The 18,480-nt window shown below is 53.0% G+C and carries 14 protein-coding genes; 10 read left to right on the top strand and 4 right to left on the bottom strand.

Annotation, left to right across the window (positions count from 1 at the left end):
* The first annotated feature begins 499 nt into the window (after window positions 1–499).
* Together OGY35_RS21745 and oqxR are read left to right on the top strand one after the other, a co-directional pair.
* Window positions 500–1,405, top strand: coding sequence for a GGDEF domain-containing protein (locus OGY35_RS21745; RefSeq protein WP_286633432.1), 906 nt, complete (start codon window positions 500–502; stop codon window positions 1,403–1,405).
* A 397-nt stretch (window positions 1,406–1,802) separates the two neighbouring features.
* Window positions 1,803–2,282, top strand: coding sequence for an efflux pump transcriptional repressor OqxR (oqxR, locus tag OGY35_RS21750; protein WP_286633433.1), 480 nt, complete (start codon window positions 1,803–1,805; stop codon window positions 2,280–2,282).
* A 64-nt stretch (window positions 2,283–2,346) separates the two neighbouring features.
* Here the strand turns inward: oqxR and oqxB are convergent, their stop codons facing one another.
* Together oqxB and oqxA are read right to left on the bottom strand one after the other, a co-directional pair.
* Window positions 2,347–5,502, bottom strand: coding sequence for a multidrug efflux RND transporter permease subunit OqxB (gene oqxB / locus OGY35_RS21755; RefSeq protein ID WP_286633434.1), 3,156 nt, complete (start codon window positions 5,500–5,502; stop codon window positions 2,347–2,349).
* A 23-nt stretch (window positions 5,503–5,525) separates the two neighbouring features.
* On the bottom strand, window positions 5,526–6,701 hold the full coding sequence (gene oqxA, locus OGY35_RS21760; RefSeq protein WP_286633435.1) for a multidrug efflux RND transporter periplasmic adaptor subunit OqxA: 1,176 nt from the start codon (window positions 6,699–6,701) through the stop codon (window positions 5,526–5,528).
* Window positions 6,702–7,034: 333 nt separating this feature from the next.
* Between oqxA and OGY35_RS21765 the strand changes: the two genes are divergently transcribed.
* The 3 genes from OGY35_RS21765 to deoC all read left to right on the top strand — a co-directional run bounded on the left by OGY35_RS21765 (window position 7,035) and on the right by deoC (window position 9,434).
* Window positions 7,035–7,388, top strand: a complete 354-nt coding sequence (locus OGY35_RS21765) for a helix-turn-helix domain-containing protein (protein ID WP_152404272.1) — start codon at window positions 7,035–7,037, stop codon at window positions 7,386–7,388.
* A 261-nt stretch (window positions 7,389–7,649) separates the two neighbouring features.
* On the top strand, window positions 7,650–8,468 hold the full coding sequence (locus OGY35_RS21770; RefSeq protein WP_152404270.1) for a GntR family transcriptional regulator: 819 nt from the start codon (window positions 7,650–7,652) through the stop codon (window positions 8,466–8,468).
* Between the two features lie 255 nt (window positions 8,469–8,723).
* Window positions 8,724–9,434 (top strand): deoxyribose-phosphate aldolase, encoded by a 711-nt coding sequence (deoC, locus tag OGY35_RS21775; RefSeq protein ID WP_286633436.1) that lies wholly within the window; start codon window positions 8,724–8,726, stop codon window positions 9,432–9,434.
* A 207-nt stretch (window positions 9,435–9,641) separates the two neighbouring features.
* Here deoC and OGY35_RS21780 read toward each other — a convergent pair whose 3' ends face one another.
* Window positions 9,642–10,406 (bottom strand): class I SAM-dependent methyltransferase, encoded by a 765-nt coding sequence (locus OGY35_RS21780; protein WP_286633437.1) that lies wholly within the window; start codon window positions 10,404–10,406, stop codon window positions 9,642–9,644.
* Window positions 10,407–10,637: 231 nt separating this feature from the next.
* Between OGY35_RS21780 and OGY35_RS21785 the strand changes: the two genes are divergently transcribed.
* Complete coding sequence (locus tag OGY35_RS21785) at window positions 10,638–11,618, top strand: GlxA family transcriptional regulator (RefSeq protein WP_286633438.1); 981 nt, start codon at window positions 10,638–10,640, stop codon at window positions 11,616–11,618.
* Between the two features lie 78 nt (window positions 11,619–11,696).
* On the top strand, window positions 11,697–12,707 hold the full coding sequence (gap, locus tag OGY35_RS21790; RefSeq protein ID WP_152404264.1) for a type I glyceraldehyde-3-phosphate dehydrogenase: 1,011 nt from the start codon (window positions 11,697–11,699) through the stop codon (window positions 12,705–12,707).
* Between the two features lie 377 nt (window positions 12,708–13,084).
* Here the strand turns inward: gap and dhaR are convergent, their stop codons facing one another.
* Window positions 13,085–14,986 carry a dihydroxyacetone kinase operon transcriptional regulator DhaR gene (gene dhaR / locus OGY35_RS21795; protein WP_286633439.1) on the bottom strand — a complete coding sequence of 634 codons (1,902 nt, stop codon included), beginning with the start codon at window positions 14,984–14,986 and terminating at the stop codon, window positions 13,085–13,087.
* 243 nt (window positions 14,987–15,229) lie between these two features.
* Between dhaR and dhaK the strand changes: the two genes are divergently transcribed.
* The 3 genes from dhaK to dhaM are packed head-to-tail and all read left to right on the top strand — an operon-like array spanning window position 15,230 to window position 18,387.
* Entirely contained in the window at window positions 15,230–16,300 is a 1,071-nt protein-coding gene (gene dhaK / locus OGY35_RS21800) for a dihydroxyacetone kinase subunit DhaK (RefSeq protein WP_286633440.1), read from the top strand.
* 10 nt (window positions 16,301–16,310) lie between these two features.
* On the top strand, window positions 16,311–16,943 hold the full coding sequence (dhaL, locus tag OGY35_RS21805) for a dihydroxyacetone kinase subunit DhaL (RefSeq protein ID WP_152404260.1): 633 nt from the start codon (window positions 16,311–16,313) through the stop codon (window positions 16,941–16,943).
* Window positions 16,944–16,953: 10 nt separating this feature from the next.
* A complete protein-coding gene (dhaM, locus tag OGY35_RS21810) occupies window positions 16,954–18,387 on the top strand; it encodes a dihydroxyacetone kinase phosphoryl donor subunit DhaM (RefSeq protein ID WP_286633441.1) in 1,434 nt (477 codons plus the stop codon).
* Window positions 18,388–18,480: the final 93 nt, after the last annotated feature.

The raw sequence follows: 18,480 nt of genomic DNA on the forward strand, positions 1-18,480 counted from the left end.
CCCCCCCCCTTAATCACGACAATGACCTGAAACTCAATAAAACTGAGCGTTACGCAAAGCGATCTTCGTCGTTGGCAAAGTGAGTATGCCGGACGATCGCTAAATGTGAATGGGACGACTATGCGGGATGCTTACACACCACTCTCAGGTCAGGCATTCTTTAATAGTCATATTTACAAAACCATCCCACAACAGCGCCAACATTTAAACCCTGCAATTTTTGTTACATTGATATTTTATTCCAATAATAGAATCAGAAATGGAAGTATAGATACAAAATATCATGAGTTTCACCTATCGATAGAATTCAACAATTGAAAATAAGCAATTGATCGTTATTATTAATTGATAACAACGATCGATATTTACCTTCCAATAGCCAAATGCTATCATTGGTCTTTTATACAGTATGCTTATTGCAAACGAGAAAAGTGACGTCAGGAGAAATCAACATGTTCGCACTCAATAGCTATAAAAAGACGCTTTCGCAGGCATACTAATGAATTTTTCTTTACAATATCCAGGCGAACCTAAAGGTAGTCACGGCTCAAAACGTTCATTAATACTCTTTGCGCTGGGAATATTGATAATCGCTGTTATTTTCTATGTTAACTGGTGGAATTATCCACCGGTTTATTTTGGTAGCGCCCTTCAAAACCCACAAACTTATTTTGATTTAACACTTGTTCTGTTTCTGTTGATGGCGCTTTATCTTACCGGGAAATTTTCTGCGTACACAAAACACAGTGTACTGTTGAGATCGGGCCTGCTCATCTGGCTGGCAGGCGCCACGCTTGAATTTTCGGAACAACTCGTCTTTCAGCCTCACTGGCTCAGCTATCTGAAAAATTTTTTACGCTTAGCGGGGATTTTTCTCGTCTGTATTTCGGGGTATAAAAAAATACGCGACCTGGAAAAACTCTATGCCCTGGCGAATACAATTTCAAAATACGATGATTTGACGCAACTACCCAACAGACGTTTTTTTATCAACACCATTCATGACCTGTCCTATACTTCTCTGGGTCTCATCTTAATTGACATTGATCATTTTAAAAAGATTAACGACCAATACGGACATGTAAAAGGTGACGAAACACTCAGAAAGTTTGGGAAATTACTTTCCACCTGTTCATCAGAAAATTGCATACCCACAAGAATTGGCGGAGAGGAGTTTGCCGTTATGGTAAAAAATGCAAATCCCAAATTACTATCAACCTATGCCAGCATGATTATGCATGATACGTCAAAAATCGCCATTGATGAAGAAAACACATTATCAATAAGTATCGGGCTGGGCATTAAAAATAAAGACGAAAAAACCAGTGCGTTTATCAAACGCGTCGATGAAGCGTTGTATAAAGCAAAAAACACGGGGCGAGGTAAAACGGAATGGTCTCAGTAAATCATATTTGCAGAAATTTCAGAGACGATTTCACATTACTCGACAGACCCAATTCACAAATAACATTACGATAGCGTTCAATTGCCGTATGTCATGAAGGTTTGTTGTGTAGTTTCCCGTTGTTTTCAGATAAGGAGTTTCAGATAAGGAGTTAAGTGAAACATTGATTGCAGCCAGGACGGCATCGCGATCCGCTATCGTTGAATTTGAGATCAATAAAGCGTTCGCGATTGATGCTTTTCTCCCCTCCGGCGCGTACCGGAAACGCATTTTTACCTGTCAGGTCAATCGTTCACTGCTTCAAAAAAATTACCCTTTTTGTTATATTGATGCTTACTGTTTATCCACCTCCGCGGTGCCAAAAAGAACAAGATTCACCGCAACCCAGGACAATAAAATGTTAGATTACCGCTTCCCGACAGCTTTGCAGATGGTTCTCAGCGTAGCGATGGCGGAGCAATCGGGTGAACGTTCGACAAGTGCAATTCTGGCCTATGGTCTGGAAGCGAATCCGAGCTTTATTCGCAAATTAATGGTTCCGCTCACGCGTGACGGTATCATCGTCTCAACGCTTGGCCGCAACGGTTCTATTCATCTTGGTCGCCCGGCGGACAAGATCACCCTGCGCGATATCTACATTTCCGTCATAGAAGATAAAAAACTGTGGGCGTCGCGTCCCGACATACCTGCTCGCTGCGTGGTCAGCGCCAACGCGTGTTGGTACTTCAAATCTATCGCCGATGAAGCGGAGCAGGCTTCATTAGCGGTATTAGCTCGCCATACCGTGGCAAGCGCGCTGGAAGAGGTCAAAAAAGCCGATACCAGCGGCTGCGATCCGGTCCCTGAAATTGATGCCCGGTCTAAAAAAGCGCATTAGTTATTTCCCTACTGCAAAAAAACCGCCTTAACTTTGCAGGCGGTTTTTTATTATGCGCAATGCCTTAAGAAGCAGGCAAAACATCCCTTACCGGTTTACCGCGCGTAACGAATTTACGCAGCGTAACGTAAAACACCGGCGTCAGGAACAAACCAAACAACGTCACGCCCAGCATACCGGAAAACACCGTGATACCAGTGACACCACGCACTTCTGCACCTGCGCCGTGCCCGAGGATCAGTGGAATCGTCCCGGCAATAAAGGCGATGGACGTCATCACAATCGGGCGTAAGCGCAGGCGACAGGCTTCCAGCGCCGCGTCCATGATACCTTTCCCCTGGATTTCCAGCTCGCGGGCGAACTCAACGATCAGAATAGCGTTTTTACAGGCGAGCCCCATAAGTACAACCAGACCAACCTGAACGAACACGTTGTTATCGCCACCGGTCAACCAGACGCCAAACAGAGCGGACAGCATGGTCATCGGGACGATAAGGATCACCGCCAGCGGTAGCGTCCAGCTTTCATACAGTGCCGCCAGCACCAGGAAAGCCAGCAGAACCGCGACCGGGAAGACAATCAGCGCCGTATTGCCCTGAGTGGCCTGCTGGAAGCTCAGATCCGTCCATTCAATATTCATCCCATTCGGCAGTATCTGCTTCGACATCTCATCAAGCTGCGTCATCGCCTGCGCGGAAGAGAGTATGCGAGGATCGGCATCGCCAATGAGATCCGCCGCCGGATAACCATTGTAGCGAATCACCGGATCCGGCCCGTAGGTGGTACTGATATTCACCATACTGCCGATCGGCACCATTTCGCCCTGATTATTACGGGTGCGCAAATTAGCAATATCTTCCACGCTGTCGCGGAACGGTCCGTCGGCTTGCGCCATCACGCGCCAGGTACGCCCAAACTGGTTAAAATCATTCACATAAGACGATCCCAGATAGGTTTGCAGCGTACCAAACAGGTCGGTCAGCAACACGCCCTGCGCTTTCGCCTTATCACGATCGACCTGCACATCCAGTTGCGGAACGTTAGCCTGGTAGGTTGAGATCGGGAAATGCATCCCCGGCGTCTGCATAATTGCACCGGACATCGTGTTCACCGCGTTTTGCAGCGCGCCATAACCAAGACCGGCGCGATCCTGAATATACAGCGAATACCCGGAGCCCTGCCCCAACCCTAATATCGGCGGTGGCAATATGGAGAAACCAAAGCCCTGTTGAATTTGCGCGATTTTAGCGTTGATCTCCGCGTTAATTTCCGCCGCAGAGTGTTTACGCTGATCGAACGGTTTCAGGCCAAAAAAGACGGTCCCGGTATTCGGCGTGTTGGTGAACTGCAGCGCATTAAGCCCCGGGAAGGCAACCGCATAATCCACACCTTCGGTATTCATACCGATTTCGCTCATTTTGCGGATCACCGAATCGGTGCGTGCCAGCGACGCCCCTTCTGGCATTTTCACGCCGCCAATTAAATACAGCTTATCCTGCGTTGGAATAAACCCGCCGGGTACGGCTTTAAACATGACGCCAGCAGCACAGAGCAGCAGCACATAGACAGCGAATACCGCTCCCCGTCGTCCGAGCGTTTTGCCAACCAGCCCTTGATAGCCGTTCGAGCTGCGGTGGAAAAAGCGGTTAAATGGACGGAAAAGCCAACCGAACAGGCGATCAATAAGCCGGGTCGGGAAATCTTTCGGTGCGCCATGCGGCTTTAATAGCAGGGCAGCCAGCGCCGGAGAGAGCGTCAACGAGTTGATAGCAGAGATCACGGTTGAAATTGCGATAGTCACCGCAAACTGTTTGTAGAACTGACCGGTTACCCCGGAGAGAAACGCCATCGGTACGAATACCGCGCACAGCACCAGCGCAATGGCGATAATCGGCCCGGAAACTTCTCGCATCGCCTGATGCGCCGCCTCAAGTGGAGCAAGCCCCTCTTCGATATTTCGCTCGACGTTTTCCACCACGACGATGGCGTCATCCACAACGATACCGATAGCCAATACCAGCCCGAACAAACTCAGGGTATTAAGCGAAAAACCAAGCAGGTAGAGAATGCTGAACGTGCCCACGACCGATACCGGCACCGCGATCAGTGGAATAATCGATGCGCGCCAGGTTTGCAGGAACAAAATGACCACCAGTACAACCAGCACCACCGCTTCCAGCAGCGTTTGCACTACCGCGCGAATGGAATCGCGAACGAAAACGGTAGGATCGTAAGGTGCCGCCCATTTCATATCTTCCGGGAAACGCGTGGACAGCTCGTTCATTTTGGCGCGCACCGCGTCAGACAAATCAATGGCGTTCGCCCCCGGAGACTGGAAGATACCAATCCCGACCGCGTCTTTATTGTTAAGCTGTGAACGCAGCGCATAGCTTCCGGAGCCCATTTCGATACGCGCTACGTCACGCAGGCGTACCAGTGAGCCGTCCTGCGCCGTTTTCAGAATGATATTGCCAAACTCTTCTTCCGTATGCAGACGCCCCTGGGCGTTAATGGAGATCAGGAAATCGCTCTCTTTCGGCAGCGGCTCGGCGCCAAGCTGCCCGGCGGAAACCTGTACGTTTTGCTCCTGCATCGCCGTGACCACATCCGAAGCGGTTAATCCGCGTGCCGCCACCTTGTTTGGATCCAGCCAGATGCGCATAGCGTATTCGCCTGAGCCAAAAATCTGGATCTGACCAACGCCAGGCAGACGCGCCAGTTCGTCCTTTACTTTTAGCGTGGCATAGTTGCGCATATACAGTGAATCGTACTTACCGCCAGGCGAAAACAGATGCACCACCAGCGTGAGCGTCGGCGACTGTTTCTGGGTGGTGATACCCAGACGGCGCACATCTTCCGGCAGACGCGCCTCGGCCTGGGATACCCGGTTTTGTACCTGAACCTGCGCCTGATCGGGGTCTGTGCCCGGACGGAACGTGACGGTGGTCACCAGCACACCGTCAGAACCTGCGACGGATTTCATGTACATCATGTTTTCAACACCGTTGATCGCTTCTTCCAGCGGCGTTGCCACGGTCTCCGCAATCACTTTCGGGTTGGCGCCTGGATACTCCGCACGCACCTGTACGCTTGGCGGTACGACATCAGGATATTCGCTGACCGGCAACAGCGGGATGGCGATTAATCCTGTGATAAAAATCAGAATCGACAGCACCGCGGCAAAGATCGGCCTGTCGATAAAAAAGCGGGAAAAGTCCATGTGGCGGATTCTCAGGTAAGGGATCAGTTAAGGGTGGCGCTGGCGGTCATGGCGACGGTTTTCGCGTTAACCGGCATACCCGGCATAAACACTTTTTGTAAACCATCGACGATGACTCTGTCGCCAGGGTTCAGTCCCTGCTGCACGATGCGTAATCCGGCGGCCAGACGCCCCGGTGTAATATCGCGGCGCTGCGCTTTACCTTCTTTATCAACGATATAAACATATTTGCGATCCTGATCGGTCAGCACCGCTTTGTCGTCGATAAGCATGGCGTTGAACTCCGCGCTGCCCGGCAGGCGTACGCGGGCAAAGAGTCCCGGCGTGAACTGACGCTGCGCGTTATCTAATAGCGCGCGCATACGGATTGTGCCGGTACTCGGCGTTAACTGATTATCAAGAAAATCGACTTTTCCCTGATGGGGATAGCCATCCTCGCCAACAAGGCCAATTTCAACCGGTAGCGCCAGATGATTACTGGACGCGCCCTGCCCGCTGCGGGCGAGATGTTGATAATGAAGGTAGGTCGACTCATCCACGTCAAAGTAGACGTAAACCGTCTTCTGCGATACCAGCGTGGTGAGCACGCTGGCGCTGTCCCCCGCGGTGACCAGATTACCGCTGGTGATTAACGCACGGCTGGCGCGACCCTCAATAGGCGCGGTCACTTTGGTGAAATCCAGGTTAAGTTGCGCGGCATCAACGGCCGCCTGCGCTGCGCGGATGTCGGCCTGTGCCTGGGTGGCGACCGAACGGCGCTGCTCCCATTCTTCGCGGGAGACGACGTTAGTATTGACTAATTTATCGGTACGGTTCGCCTCACTTCGCGCGAGGCTTGCCTGGGTTTTGGCTCTCGCCAACGTCGCCTGCGCCTGTTCCAGCGCGGCGCGATAGGTCCTGTCATCGATAGTGAACAGCACCTCCCCTTTTTTCACCTCCTGACCGTCGGTGTAATTCACTTTATCAATGTAGCCAGAGACGCGCGGGCGTAGCTGAACACTTTCCACCGCGTCAATCCTGCCATTAAAACTATCCCACTGATTAATGGATTTCATTACCACGTCAGCGGCGCTGACGGCGGGAGCTTGTGGCGCGACGTTTTGGGCGACACCGTCATCGCAACCGACGAGCAGTACGCCGAGCAGCATCGCTCCCAGCGCATGCAGATGAAAGCTAACCCAGGTTTTTTGCAGGCTCATTATTTTTATTCCGGTAATTGTAGCCGCCGGGCAAGACGCAGCAGGAGACACCGCGCCACTTCCTTTGTCCGGGCTGGCTCAGGGACATTTGTGTCGTTCATCGCCACAAAACTGTAACAGTTGCGAATACACTATTTCGACGATTGTAGGGAGGCGTGAAATTTAGTGCAAGAATAATTGATACACTTTATGTGCTGTTGGTGTCAGTGCCAAAAGACGCGTTTCCGGCAAGGATTTAAATGTAACAATAAAACTTGCAATTAATGCGAAAGCAGGCCACCTTTAAATGCAACAGACAAAGATGCTTTTAAATAAGCGACGGGGGGAAACAAGATGAACACTGGCGCATTTATTCACGATTTACTCGACTGGATCGACAACAACCTTGATAACCGCCTGGACATCGACACCGTTTCCAGGCGAGCCGGTTATTCGAAATGGCACCTCCAGCGCCTCTTCAAAGAACATACGGGTTATCCCCTCGCCGGGTATATTCGTGCCCAAAAGCTGCGAAAATCGGTTGAACGCTTAACCCACAGCGACGAACCGATTTTGAACGTGGCGATCGCGTTGGGCTTTGACTCTCAGCAGTCATTCAACCGCAGTTTCAAGCGTCAGTATGGTCAGGCTCCCGGCGCATGGCGCCGTAGTGCCGGCTGCCCGTTGACTAAACTTCGCCAATGTTAGTCATGCCTCTCTCGGGGGTTGGAACCATTGTGAATGCCCCTACGCCTGCCTGATGATTTATGATTTGATTGCCCCTCTCTTCGCTGCTCATCGTGTCGCCTGAACCCATTCTCACCGGTGTCGCGTTGAAAGACAGACAGTGGGTTCGTCACGCCATAACAAATCTTAAACGTCATTACGCACCATAATGCGCGACAGCCGTGGCTGGCTATTTAATGGTATGATACCTTTGAGTGACACAATAGGTCAGAAGAGAATGCTATGGACACTGGACTCTTTATCAAAGATAACTTCCGTTTTACCGAAGGCACTCGTTCTTCTATGTATTCGCAACTGGCCGCGTTTATTCGCCATCAAATCAAGCTCGGCGTATTCAGGCCCCATGATAAAATCGTCACCGAAAATGAGTTGTGTGACATTCTTAATATCAGCAGGACAACCGTTCGACTGGCGTTCAATGAACTTCTTGAGGAAGGTCTTATTGTACGTCAGCGGCGTAAAGGCACCTTCATTGCCGATAAGAAAATTAATCGCCGACTCAATTCGCTCTATAATTTCACCGAAAGTATGCGGGAACAGGGAATAAAACCCCATTCGCTGGTGCTGCAATCGGAAGTGAGCGATGCTGATGAGATGGTTGCTGACAAACTGAACCTGACGCCAACGCAGCGTAAGGTTTTCATCCTGAAACGAGTCCGACTGGGGGATGACACCCCCCTGCTTCTGGAAACGACCTGTATTCCCTGGAATCTGTGCCCCGGCATTGAGTTTTACGACTTTGCCACCCTTTCCCTTTATGATGTTCTCAAAAATGAGTTTGGGCTGAATATTGCGCATGCTACTGAACATATTGAAGCGGTGATTATCAACAAATCAGCCGCACATTATCTGCAGTGCACGGAAAAAGTCATGGCCGGTTACCATATTGAACGTGTTTCATTCCTTGAGAACGGCTTTGTCTTTGAATATACGACGTCGGTGACCCGAGCGGATAAGTGCAATTTTAAAATTGACCTGTTTAATGCCGGGCAGAATTCAGCTAAAGCGAGGGTCGATTTTTCCCGCCAGTTAACATGCTGATTGCCCTTTCTCTTATCCTGAGATTCAGACAACGGTAATACTCCCCGGGCGCTTTATTCAACGGCATTAGTTGATGCGCCCGGATATTCTGACTCGTCGTAGTCACGTCACCAGTTGATTATCTCATCAAAATATCATCACCTTAGCGATAACACCTCGGGTTTGTCGAACAATCGGTATCCGTTCAGATATTGACAACGCGCTTTCACCCTCTAATATGTATCATACAAATGAAACAATGAATGGAGATCGCCTATGAAGCCGCAAAAGAAAGCCGCAGAGATGTCACCTCAGGAGCTGGGTCGGTACATCGATCAGTCGGTCCTCAAACCAGAATTTACCCTGGCGGAAGTTCAGAAATACATTCAGGAAGGTATTGATTTTAATTGTAAAACCGTGTGCATAAACCCGGCATATCTCGACATCGCCAGGACGATGTGCAAAGGGACAAACACCGGCATTTGTGTCGTGTGTGATTTCCCGTTTGGCGCATCGTCAACGGTATCCAAAGTCAGGCAGGCCGAAATTATCTGTCAAAACGGTGACGTTGAAGACCTCGATATCGTCGCCAACTATGGTTTTATCCGCAGTGGGCAATGGCAGGAATTTGAAGAGGACATCCGGGCTGTGGCAGCCGTTGCTCATCGTTACGACACCCTGTTGAAAGTGATTTTTGAAACCGATGCGTTAACGCTGGAACAGGTTGCAACCGCCACGGAATACGCATGCCGCGCCGGGGCGGATTTCGTCAAAACATCCACCGGGTTCTATACCGGCGGCGAAAGTAAAGGTGCTACACCAGAGGTGATTCAGGTGATGCTCGATGCGGCAAAGGGACGCTGCAAAGTAAAAGGTTCTGGATGTATTCGTACGCGTGAACACTTCCTGCAATTGATTGATATGGGAATCGACCGTATGGGAATTGGTTATCGATCCACCCCCGTGGTTTTAGGCCTGGATGCTTAATGCTAAAGGTATCTGTTGATATTTGCGGGCAGGTGACTGCCCGCTATTATGAAACGGTTAAAAGCGGTCCGGAATTGCATGGTGTGGGTTCTCAACCACGGGGTTCCATGAAAGCCCTACTACCGTGTCCACAACTTTAAAAGTGACTGAACTGGCCGCGAGCGCACAGGATCAATAAACAGACCATTGCGTCAGGCCACCAGGACATTATTTCCGTGAGCAGCAGGCGATGTAGTTCAACTGATGGCGATGGTGCCGGAAGAAGCGGAACATCCCCAGAAAGCGCGTCCTGTTCTCACGGGTTCGCAATCCGTTAAACAGGATCTTCGCCGTGCCCGTCAGACCCTCGTCACGAATCAGCCCTGACGGGGACATAAGAGACATCTCGCCGTGATGCGTGTTGACCGACTGGAAGCCGTTGGCGATAAACAGTGCTTTCCATGCCGTTCGGGTCATCGGGCTGACGTTGGATTTCACAACGTCTTCCAGTTGCGTCTGTCTGACCGCCTCCAGATGTTCATGGGTGAACATAATGTCGTGTGTCAGCAGGCGACCGCCGGGTTTGAGCACCCGATAGTATTCATTAATCAGCCGGGATTTCGCCTTGTCCACGTACATGGTCAGCATCGCTTCGTTAATCACGACATCGAAGGCCTCGTCAGCGAAAGGCAATTTAGTGGCGTTCGCATCCAGCACCTGAATTTTATCCTGTAGACCCGCAGCCGCGACGTTTTGCCGGGCCTTCGTCAGTGCGTTTTTATCCATATCGATGGCATATATCGTGCAGCCAAAGCGCTGGGCGAGTTCGATAGACGTGGTACCCATGTTGCAGGCGACTTCCAGCACGACACTGTCCGCCGTGAGATTCGACTGACTGAACAGCCACTCGGTAGCCTCAACGCCGCCGGGTCGCAAACGGGTTTTCCCCAGGCTGGCTAAAAATGTATGTCCGGCTTTCTCATTTGCGCTCATGACGATGCCCTCACTATAAGTTGCATATTAAAAGCAAGTTAACATGATGGCGTGGAAATGAGAATGATTTACATCAAGAAAAAAATACGCTCCCACTCGCCACTTATCGTCACAATTCACGGTCCGTTTGCTGGCGGTCAGCGTTGGGACTGTCACTACGGCAGGAATAAGGCTTTTCCCTTCTGCGTCTGTGTTGTTGACTTATTCTGTAAAAAGATTACTTTTCAGGACATGAAGAAGATACTAATCATTGTCCCCGATGGCGGTATGCTGTTTGAATCCGCTGGTATTGCCGACATTCTGATGCAGGCCAACCGCCTGCATCCAGAAGGCGCTACGGACGTCTGTTACCAGGTTCAGCTAGCAACAACCCAGCCGCATCAGGTGATCCATGGTCAGTCCGGTTTAAATTTACTGGCAGACCATCGCCTGCATGAAATTGATCCTCGTGAGCCTCTTGATACCATCATTATCACTGGCAAAGGTCAAAATCCGCAGGAAGGGATTGCGGTAGTTGACTGGCTGCGCCTGGCCGCTCCTCATGCCCGCCGTATTGCATCCATTTGCGGCGGTGCGATGCTGTTGGCGCAAAGCGGACTGCTGGATGGCAGACGCGCCACCACCCACTGGAAGCTACTGGAAACCATGCAGGCCGAATTTCCTCAGGTGCGCGTCGAGGGCGGTCCACTCTATATTCAGGACGAACACATCTGGACATCAGGCGGAGTCAGTTCCGGCTTTGATCTGACGCTTGCGCTGGTTGAAGAGGACTACGGATTCAGCCTGGCGCGCGACATCGCCCAGGACTTCGTCATGTACCTGCGCCGCCCCGGAGGCCAGTTGCAGTTTAGCCGCTATAACCTTCAGCAGACCAGCGCCCTGGGCCCCATTAACGATCTGCAGGCATGGTTGCTCGAGAACCTCACCGCCGACCTCAGTGTGGATAAGCTGGCGGAAAAAGTCGCCATGAGTCCGCGTAATTTCACCCGCGTGTTTACCCGGGAAACCGGCGCTTCACCGGCGCGCTATGTCGCCGAAGCCCGTCTGGCCGCTGCCCGACAGCGTCTGGAGCAGACCAACGAGACGCTGGATCGTATCGCCGAACAAACGGGATTTGGCAGCAGCATTAACCTGCGGCGGCTGTTTGAAAAACAGCTTCAACTTACGCCCGGTGAATATCGCCAGCGCTTTCACTGTCGTAAAATGGCGTAAAGTGATCCTTTTTTGTCATTTACGCCAACGGGCCACCGACCTACATTACCTTCAGAGACAACAGATAAGGAGTTGATCATGGTAAAGGTCGGTATTAACGGTTTTGGCCGTATCGGACGCAACGTACTGCGTGCTGCACTGGGCAACCCGGATATTCAGATTGTGGCAATCAACGATCTGACAGACAGTAAAACGCTGGCACATTTGCTGAAATACGACTCGCTGCTCGGTAAACTCGACGCCGATGTCACCGCCGGTGAGGGGCAGCTTGTGGTTGACGGTAAACCCATTACCGTGTTCAGTGAACGCGACCCCGCCAATATCCCCTGGCGTCAGAGTGAAGTTGATATCGTCATTGAAGCAACCGGCTTTTTCACTGACCGAGATAAAGCAGCGGTGCACATCCACAGCGGTGGCGCAAAGCGTGTGATTATCTCCGCCCCCGGTAAAAACGATGATTTAACCATCGTGATGGGCGTTAACGATAGCCTTTACTCCCCGGATAAACACTTCGTGGTCAGCAACGGTAGCTGCACCACCAACGGTCTGGCACCTGCCGCGCAGGTTTTGCACCAGCATTTTGGTATTAAGCATGGTCTGATGAACACCACCCACGCCTATACCAACAGCCAGGCGCTGCATGACCAGCCGGAAAAAGATCTTCGTGGTGCCCGCGCCGCCGCACTGTCGATTGTGCCTTACTCCAGCGGTGCCGCGAAGGCGCTTGGCAAAGTCATTCCTGAACTGGACGGTCGCTTAACCGGTTACTCGCTGCGCGTACCGGTTCCGGTGGTGTCCATTGTCGACCTGACCGTAACGCTTGAGCGGGATGTGACGACTGAAGAGGTCAACAATGCATTTCGTGAAGCCGCCGCCAGCGGGCCACTGAAAGGGATCCTCGGCTATAGCGATGAACCGCTCGTCTCAAGCGACTACCAGGGTGACCCGCGTTCTTCCATTATCGACGGTCTCTCAACGCTGGTGATTGGCGGCAATATGGTCAAAATTCTGGCGTGGTACGACAATGAATGGGGATTCTCCAATCGCCTCGTCGACCTCGCGCTGTTGATGGCAAGGCGTGAACGCTAACCTCGCCGCTCTCACCCGCCCTCTAAAATCCACGCCTGGCGTGGATTTTTAATTTCTGCCGCGTGCCGTCGTTACCTGCGATGCTGCCGGGACTGCACCTGCTGCGGTGCGGTCATCCGCGCCATTTGTCTCGCAGCATGCTTTGTGGTTGCGTTATTGCATGATGTCTTGCGTGATATTTTGCGGTTTCAGGCAGCGCGAACAGGGTAAGGATCGAATGAAAAAAATACGGGAAGATAATAAAAAAATGCGCGCATTGCCTTCCGGGATCTTCTAGCAAGGTTCGACGCCGAGAAAATGGCAGCGTTGTCATCGTCTGGTTTTAATCCATAACGGACAGAAATCGCTTTAAAATAGGATGCAAAAACGCCCGTTTTTCAGGAGCTCAACTTAAAATGCGCCGCGTTAATATTGTATTGCCTCATTTTTCGCCATAGCGTGGTACGGCCAATTTTCAGCAGGCTGGCCATCTCCTGAATACGCCCTCCTGTCACCCTTGCCGCGTGAATAATGGCATCCTTCTCGATGTCGCTAAATGAGACGCTGGCAGAGAAGCTACCGGTCGTAGATTCTGAGGTCCGGTGCTCGTTAAAGAGATACTCCGGCAGATGGTTCAGGTGAATACGCCCGTTTTCACTTCTCAGCGCCGTATTTTCAATAACACTGTTGAGTTCGAAATCATTGCCAGGCCAGTCGCAGGCAATCAGCGGGGTCAGTACATCGTCATCCATAGACAGGCGAGTCGAAAAACGTTTTTCCAGGCGACGCAAGCGGTGATTCACCAGCGAAGGGATGCTGTTACGTCGCTGTCGCAGCGGTGGAATCATAATTTCAAAAGCGTGCAACGCGTAATAAAGCTGACGGCTAAAGCGGTTTTGTTCCACCAGCCGCGCCAAATCCACCGTCGTGGCGGCAATCACCTTCACGTCGACTGGCACCACGCGGCGCGCGTCAAGACGGGTGATGACGCCCTGTTTGATCACCTGTAATAACGCCGACTGCAGTTCAGGTGCCAGATACTCAATTTTCTCCAGATACAGCGTGCCGCCGTGCGCCAGTTCCAGGCGGCTTAACCGCCCTTCTCTGTCGTCGTCCGTCGTGCTGGCGATAAAATCCCGAACCTGATCGGCATACAGCTGGCAGTTCACCGCAATATACGGGCCTTCCGCCCGTTCGCTGGCATTATGAATCGCCTGACTGAGTAACTCCTTGCCGACCCCCTCTTCACCACATAGCAACACCGGGAAGCTGCCCCGCGCCGCCTGACGACCAAAATGGACGATACGCTGGGTTTGCGGATCGTCCTGCGCCATCTGCGCAAAGGTATGGCTCACTTTACCCAACTGGCTGGTCATCAACTGGCGCATCTTTTCCACCGGATGCAGCAGCAAAATAAAACTGGTGCCCTGCGTTTCGACAATCGGCTTGAGGGTTATCACCGTATCGACAAACTGGTGCTGGCTTTCAAACGTCGTCTCAACATGATGGAGCGGGCGCTGATGGCGGATAGCACGCAGCAGAACGCTGGGCAGCGTCAGGAGTTCACTGAGGTTTTTGCCGTGGGCAGCCGTCACGTCAAGATGCAGCAGCCGTGCCGCCTGAGCGTTGATAAATTGCAGACTTCCCTGCGCATTCCAGGTCATCACGCCGTCATCCATGCTCTCCAGCAAACCATACAGCTGATTGAGGTGGCGGTTCGATTCTGCAAGCAGGCTATCGGTAAGCAACGAGTTCCCCACCTCGCGCGCGATCGCCAGCGTTAATGACAGATCGGCAGGTGAGGCGTCGTCTGCCGGACAGCCCAGCGCGATAGATCCAGAGAGGCGTCCGTGGTTGTCGAAAATGGGTGTCGAGCAAAAACTCCACGCACCGAGCGCCTGCTTAAAATGGTGATCGGGTAACGTTTTTACCGGCTGCCCCAGCATAGCGGCCAACGACAGCGCACAGCTGCCAATGATGCTTTCCGCGCAATAGGTGCCGTCGGCAAAGCCGAGAGCCTCCAGGCGCTGGAGCGTATCCGGATCGCCACAGCGGCTGAGCACGCAAGCGCTTTCATCCAGAATTAACAGGGCACACTTTCGTGGCGACATGTATTCCCACGCATCCTCCAGCGCCGCCTGCCCGAGCGTGAGCATCGCCGTTTTGCGCCGACAAATAGAGTCAAACGTCAGCCCCTGTGCCCGGTGCGGCAGGGCCCAGAACTCGCGCTGCATAATTTTGCCGCAGCGCAGCCATGAGGCGCGAATATATTCCGGGACGTCCGCTGCTGTGGTTGCCATCTCGCTGCTCTTCACTGTCGGTTTCTCCGCGATTCCGGGTGCGGTTGCTCGCAATTTTGCCGTATTTCGCGTTTTAGCGTTCCGTTATGGAACATTTATCGAGATTAGTGTTCCTTTATGAAACATAACATTGATGAATTTTCTTTTTCGCGCGCTGGGGCACAATTACGTTATCGGCAGCGAGCGGTCGCCGTGGCGTTGAACACAACCGATCCCCTGGAGCCTAAGACCCGGAGCAAAAGAATGAAAAAGCTGATTAACCGTGTGGAAGACGTACTGAGTGAACAACTGGCTGGCCTCGCAAAAGCGCATCCGTCACTGACCCTGCATCAGGATCCGGTGTATGTGACCCGTTCAGATGCCCCTGTACAGGGCAAAGTCGCGCTGCTTTCCGGCGGCGGCAGCGGGCATGAACCGATGCACTGCGGCTACATCGGCCAGGGCATGCTGTCCGGTGCCTGTCCTGGAGAAATTTTCACCTCCCCAACCCCTGATAAAATGTTCGAATGCGCCATGCAGATTGACGGCGGCGAAGGCGTGCTGCTGATCGTGAAAAACTATACTGGCGATATTCTCAACTTCGAAACCGCGACCGAACTGCTGCACGAAAGCGGCGTGAAGGTCACCACCGTGGTCGTGGATGACGACGTGGCGGTCAAAGACAGCCTCTATACCGCCGGACGACGTGGTGTTGCTAATACCGTGCTGATTGAAAAACTGGTCGGGGCGGCGGCAGAACGCGGCGATTCCCTGGAAGCCTGCGCCGAACTCGGACGCAAACTCAATAATCATGGCCATTCGATCGGTATCGCCCTCGCAGCGTGTACGGTTCCGGCAGCCGGGCAGCCCTCTTTCACCCTCGCCGACAATGAAATGGAGTTCGGTGTGGGGATCCACGGAGAGCCTGGCATTGACCGTCGCGCCTTCGTCTCACTCGACAGGACCGTTGACGAAATGTTCGATACCCTGCTGGAAAACGGAACCTATAGCCGCACGCTGCGCCACTGGGATCCCACCCAGGGCGTCTGGCAGGAAGATAAGCAAGGCAAACAACCGCTGCAACGTGGCGATCGCGTCATCGCGCTGGTCAATAACCTCGGCGCCACGCCGCTTTCTGAACTGTACGGCGTCTATAACCGTCTCGACGCACGCTGCCAGCAGGCGGGTATCGTCATCGAACGCAATCTGATTGGTTCATATTGTACGTCACTGGATATGACCGGCTTTTCCATCACGCTTCTTAAAGTGGATGACGAGACGCTGGCACTCTGGGACGCACCGGTTCACACCCCAGGCCTGAACTGGGGCAACTAAGGAGAGAGTCATGTCACTTACCAGAGCGCAGATTGTGAGCTGGCTTTATCGCTGCGGGGACATTTTCAGTAAAGAGAGTGATTATCTCACCGGGCTGGATCGCGAGATTGGCGATGCTGACCACGGTTTGAATATGCATCGCGGCTTTAGCAAAGTGGTCGAAAAATTACCGGCCATTGCGGATAAAGATATCGGTTTTATTTTGAAAAACACCGGGATGACGCTGCTGTCAAACGTTGGAGGAGCCAGTGGCCCGCTGTTCGGCACCTTTTTCATCCGTGCCGCGCAGGCCACGCAGGCGCACCAGAGTTTGTCGCTCAATGAGCTCTATCAGATGATGCGTGAAGGTGCTGATGGCGTGATAAGCCGGGGTAAAGCCGAGCCGGGTGATAAAACGATGTGCGATGTCTGGGTACCGGTGGCGGAGTCATTACGCCAGTCCAGTGAGCAGAACCTCTCCGTCACCGCCGCGCTGGACGCTGCCGCCTCTGAGGCTGAAGCCGCCGCACAAAGCACGATTACGATGCAGGCCCGCAAAGGTCGCGCCAGCTACCTGGGCGAGCGTAGTATCGGGCATCAGGATCCGGGTGCGACCTCGGTGATGTTTATGATCCAGATGCTGGCAGCCGCGGCAAAAGAGTAAGGACAGTAAGATGGTAAACCTGGTCATAGTCTCTCACAGCGCCCGCCTCGGTGAAGGGGTTGGCGAACTGGCGCAACAGATGTTAATGGGCGGCAACTGTAAAATAGCCATTGCCGCTGGTATCGACGATCCGCAAAATCCCATCGGCACCGACCCCATTAAGGTGATGGAGGCGATCGAGTCTGTTGCCGATACCGATCACGTGCTGGTGATGATGGACATTGGCAGCGCCCTGCTCAGTGCAGAAACGGCGCTGGACCTCCTCGATCCGACGATCGCTGCGAAAGTACGGCTGTGCGCCGCGCCGCTGGTGGAAGGGACGCTGGCGGCAACGGTGAGCGCCGCTGCGGGCGCGGATATCGAAAAGGTCATCGCCGACGCGACGAACGCTCTCGAGGCCAAGCGTGAGCAACTGGGTTTACCCTCTTCTGCTTCTGAAACCCGCATTACCCCGACCTTTATCGCACAGGATGCGGCAGCAAAATCAGTGTCCGTGGTGATCAAGAATCCCAACGGTCTGCACATTCGCCCGGCCTCCCGGCTTGTGGCAACGCTGTCGGCCTTTAACGCCGATCTGCTGCTGGAAAAAAACGGCAAGTGCGTTACGCCGGACAGCCTGAATCAGATTTCGCTGTTGCAGGTTCGCTGTCATGACACGGTACGTCTGCTGGCAAGTGGAGAACAGGCGGATGATGCGCTGGCCGCGTTTAGTCGTCTGGCGGCGGAGAATTTCGGCGAGTCGCTGGAAGATGCGGCGGTTGTCACATCGTCGACGGCGGACATCACGGGCAACGCGTTCTGTTACGCGCCAACGCTGCCACCGATTCGACAAGCGTCCGATCGCAGTCCTGGCGCAGAGCAGGCGCGACTGCGTAACGCGCTGGATCTCACGCTGCTCGACCTGATGACGCTGATTACCCGCGCGGAAGAAAACTGGCCGGGTGACCTGGCGGCCATTTTCTCTGGTCACCATATGTTGCTGGACGATCCGGAGCTGTTTGATACCGCCTGCGGGCTCCTGCGCAGCGAGCACTGTACGGCGGAATATGCCTGGCAGCAGGTGTTGAGCAGCCTCAGTACGCAGTATCGTCAACTGGATGACGCCTATCTGCAGGCGCGCTACATCGATATCGACGATCTCCTGCACCGCACGCTGCGTCATTTGCTGCAAAGCCCGCTGGTGCTGCCTGACGTTATCGCACCCACCATACTGGTTGCCGACAACCTCTTTCCGTCAACGGTGTCGGAGCTCGACCCGAACGTGGTGAAAGGCATCTGCCTGCGGGAGGGCAGTTCGCTCGCGCATGGCGCGTTGATCGCCCGGGAGATGGGTATCGCCTGGGTATGCCAGCAGGGCGACGCGCTTAACGATGTACAAACGGGCGAACGACTCACGCTTGATGTGGCGCACAATTGCGCCGTCAGGGAAAGGAAACCGCTATAACGTCGCAAAAAAAGGGGGGTAATCACGCGCCGGGAGCGATCCTGGACTACGATTTTCTCATGGTAGATACCGTTATTCGGTACGCACTAAGGA

Origin of the sequence: Citrobacter sp. Ct235, from assembly GCF_030332305.1 — a bacterium.
Classification (GTDB): Bacteria; Pseudomonadota; Gammaproteobacteria; order Enterobacterales; family Enterobacteriaceae; genus Citrobacter_A; species Citrobacter_A telavivensis.

Bases quoted from the DNA above. Each gene is read 5' to 3' on its own strand.
- oqxR (WP_286633433.1), top strand. From the start codon at position 1,803: ATGTTAGATTACCGCTTCCCGACAGCTTTGCAGATGGTTCTCAGCGTA.
- OGY35_RS21770 (WP_152404270.1), top strand. From the start codon at position 7,650: ATGGACACTGGACTCTTTATCAAAGATAACTTCCGTTTTACCGAAGGC.
- OGY35_RS21785 (WP_286633438.1), top strand. From the start codon at position 10,638: ATGAAGAAGATACTAATCATTGTCCCCGATGGCGGTATGCTGTTTGAA.
- dhaR (WP_286633439.1), bottom strand. From the start codon at position 14,986: ATGGCAACCACAGCAGCGGACGTCCCGGAATATATTCGCGCCTCATGG.
- oqxA (WP_286633435.1), bottom strand. From the start codon at position 6,701: ATGAGCCTGCAAAAAACCTGGGTTAGCTTTCATCTGCATGCGCTGGGA.
- dhaK (WP_286633440.1), top strand. From the start codon at position 15,230: ATGAAAAAGCTGATTAACCGTGTGGAAGACGTACTGAGTGAACAACTG.
- OGY35_RS21780 (WP_286633437.1), bottom strand. From the start codon at position 10,406: ATGAGCGCAAATGAGAAAGCCGGACATACATTTTTAGCCAGCCTGGGG.
- dhaL (WP_152404260.1), top strand. From the start codon at position 16,311: ATGTCACTTACCAGAGCGCAGATTGTGAGCTGGCTTTATCGCTGCGGG.
- OGY35_RS21745 (WP_286633432.1), top strand. From the start codon at position 500: ATGAATTTTTCTTTACAATATCCAGGCGAACCTAAAGGTAGTCACGGC.
- dhaM (WP_286633441.1), top strand. From the start codon at position 16,954: ATGGTAAACCTGGTCATAGTCTCTCACAGCGCCCGCCTCGGTGAAGGG.
- oqxB (WP_286633434.1), bottom strand. From the start codon at position 5,502: ATGGACTTTTCCCGCTTTTTTATCGACAGGCCGATCTTTGCCGCGGTG.
- deoC (WP_286633436.1), top strand. From the start codon at position 8,724: ATGAAGCCGCAAAAGAAAGCCGCAGAGATGTCACCTCAGGAGCTGGGT.
- OGY35_RS21765 (WP_152404272.1), top strand. From the start codon at position 7,035: ATGAACACTGGCGCATTTATTCACGATTTACTCGACTGGATCGACAAC.
- gap (WP_152404264.1), top strand. From the start codon at position 11,697: ATGGTAAAGGTCGGTATTAACGGTTTTGGCCGTATCGGACGCAACGTA.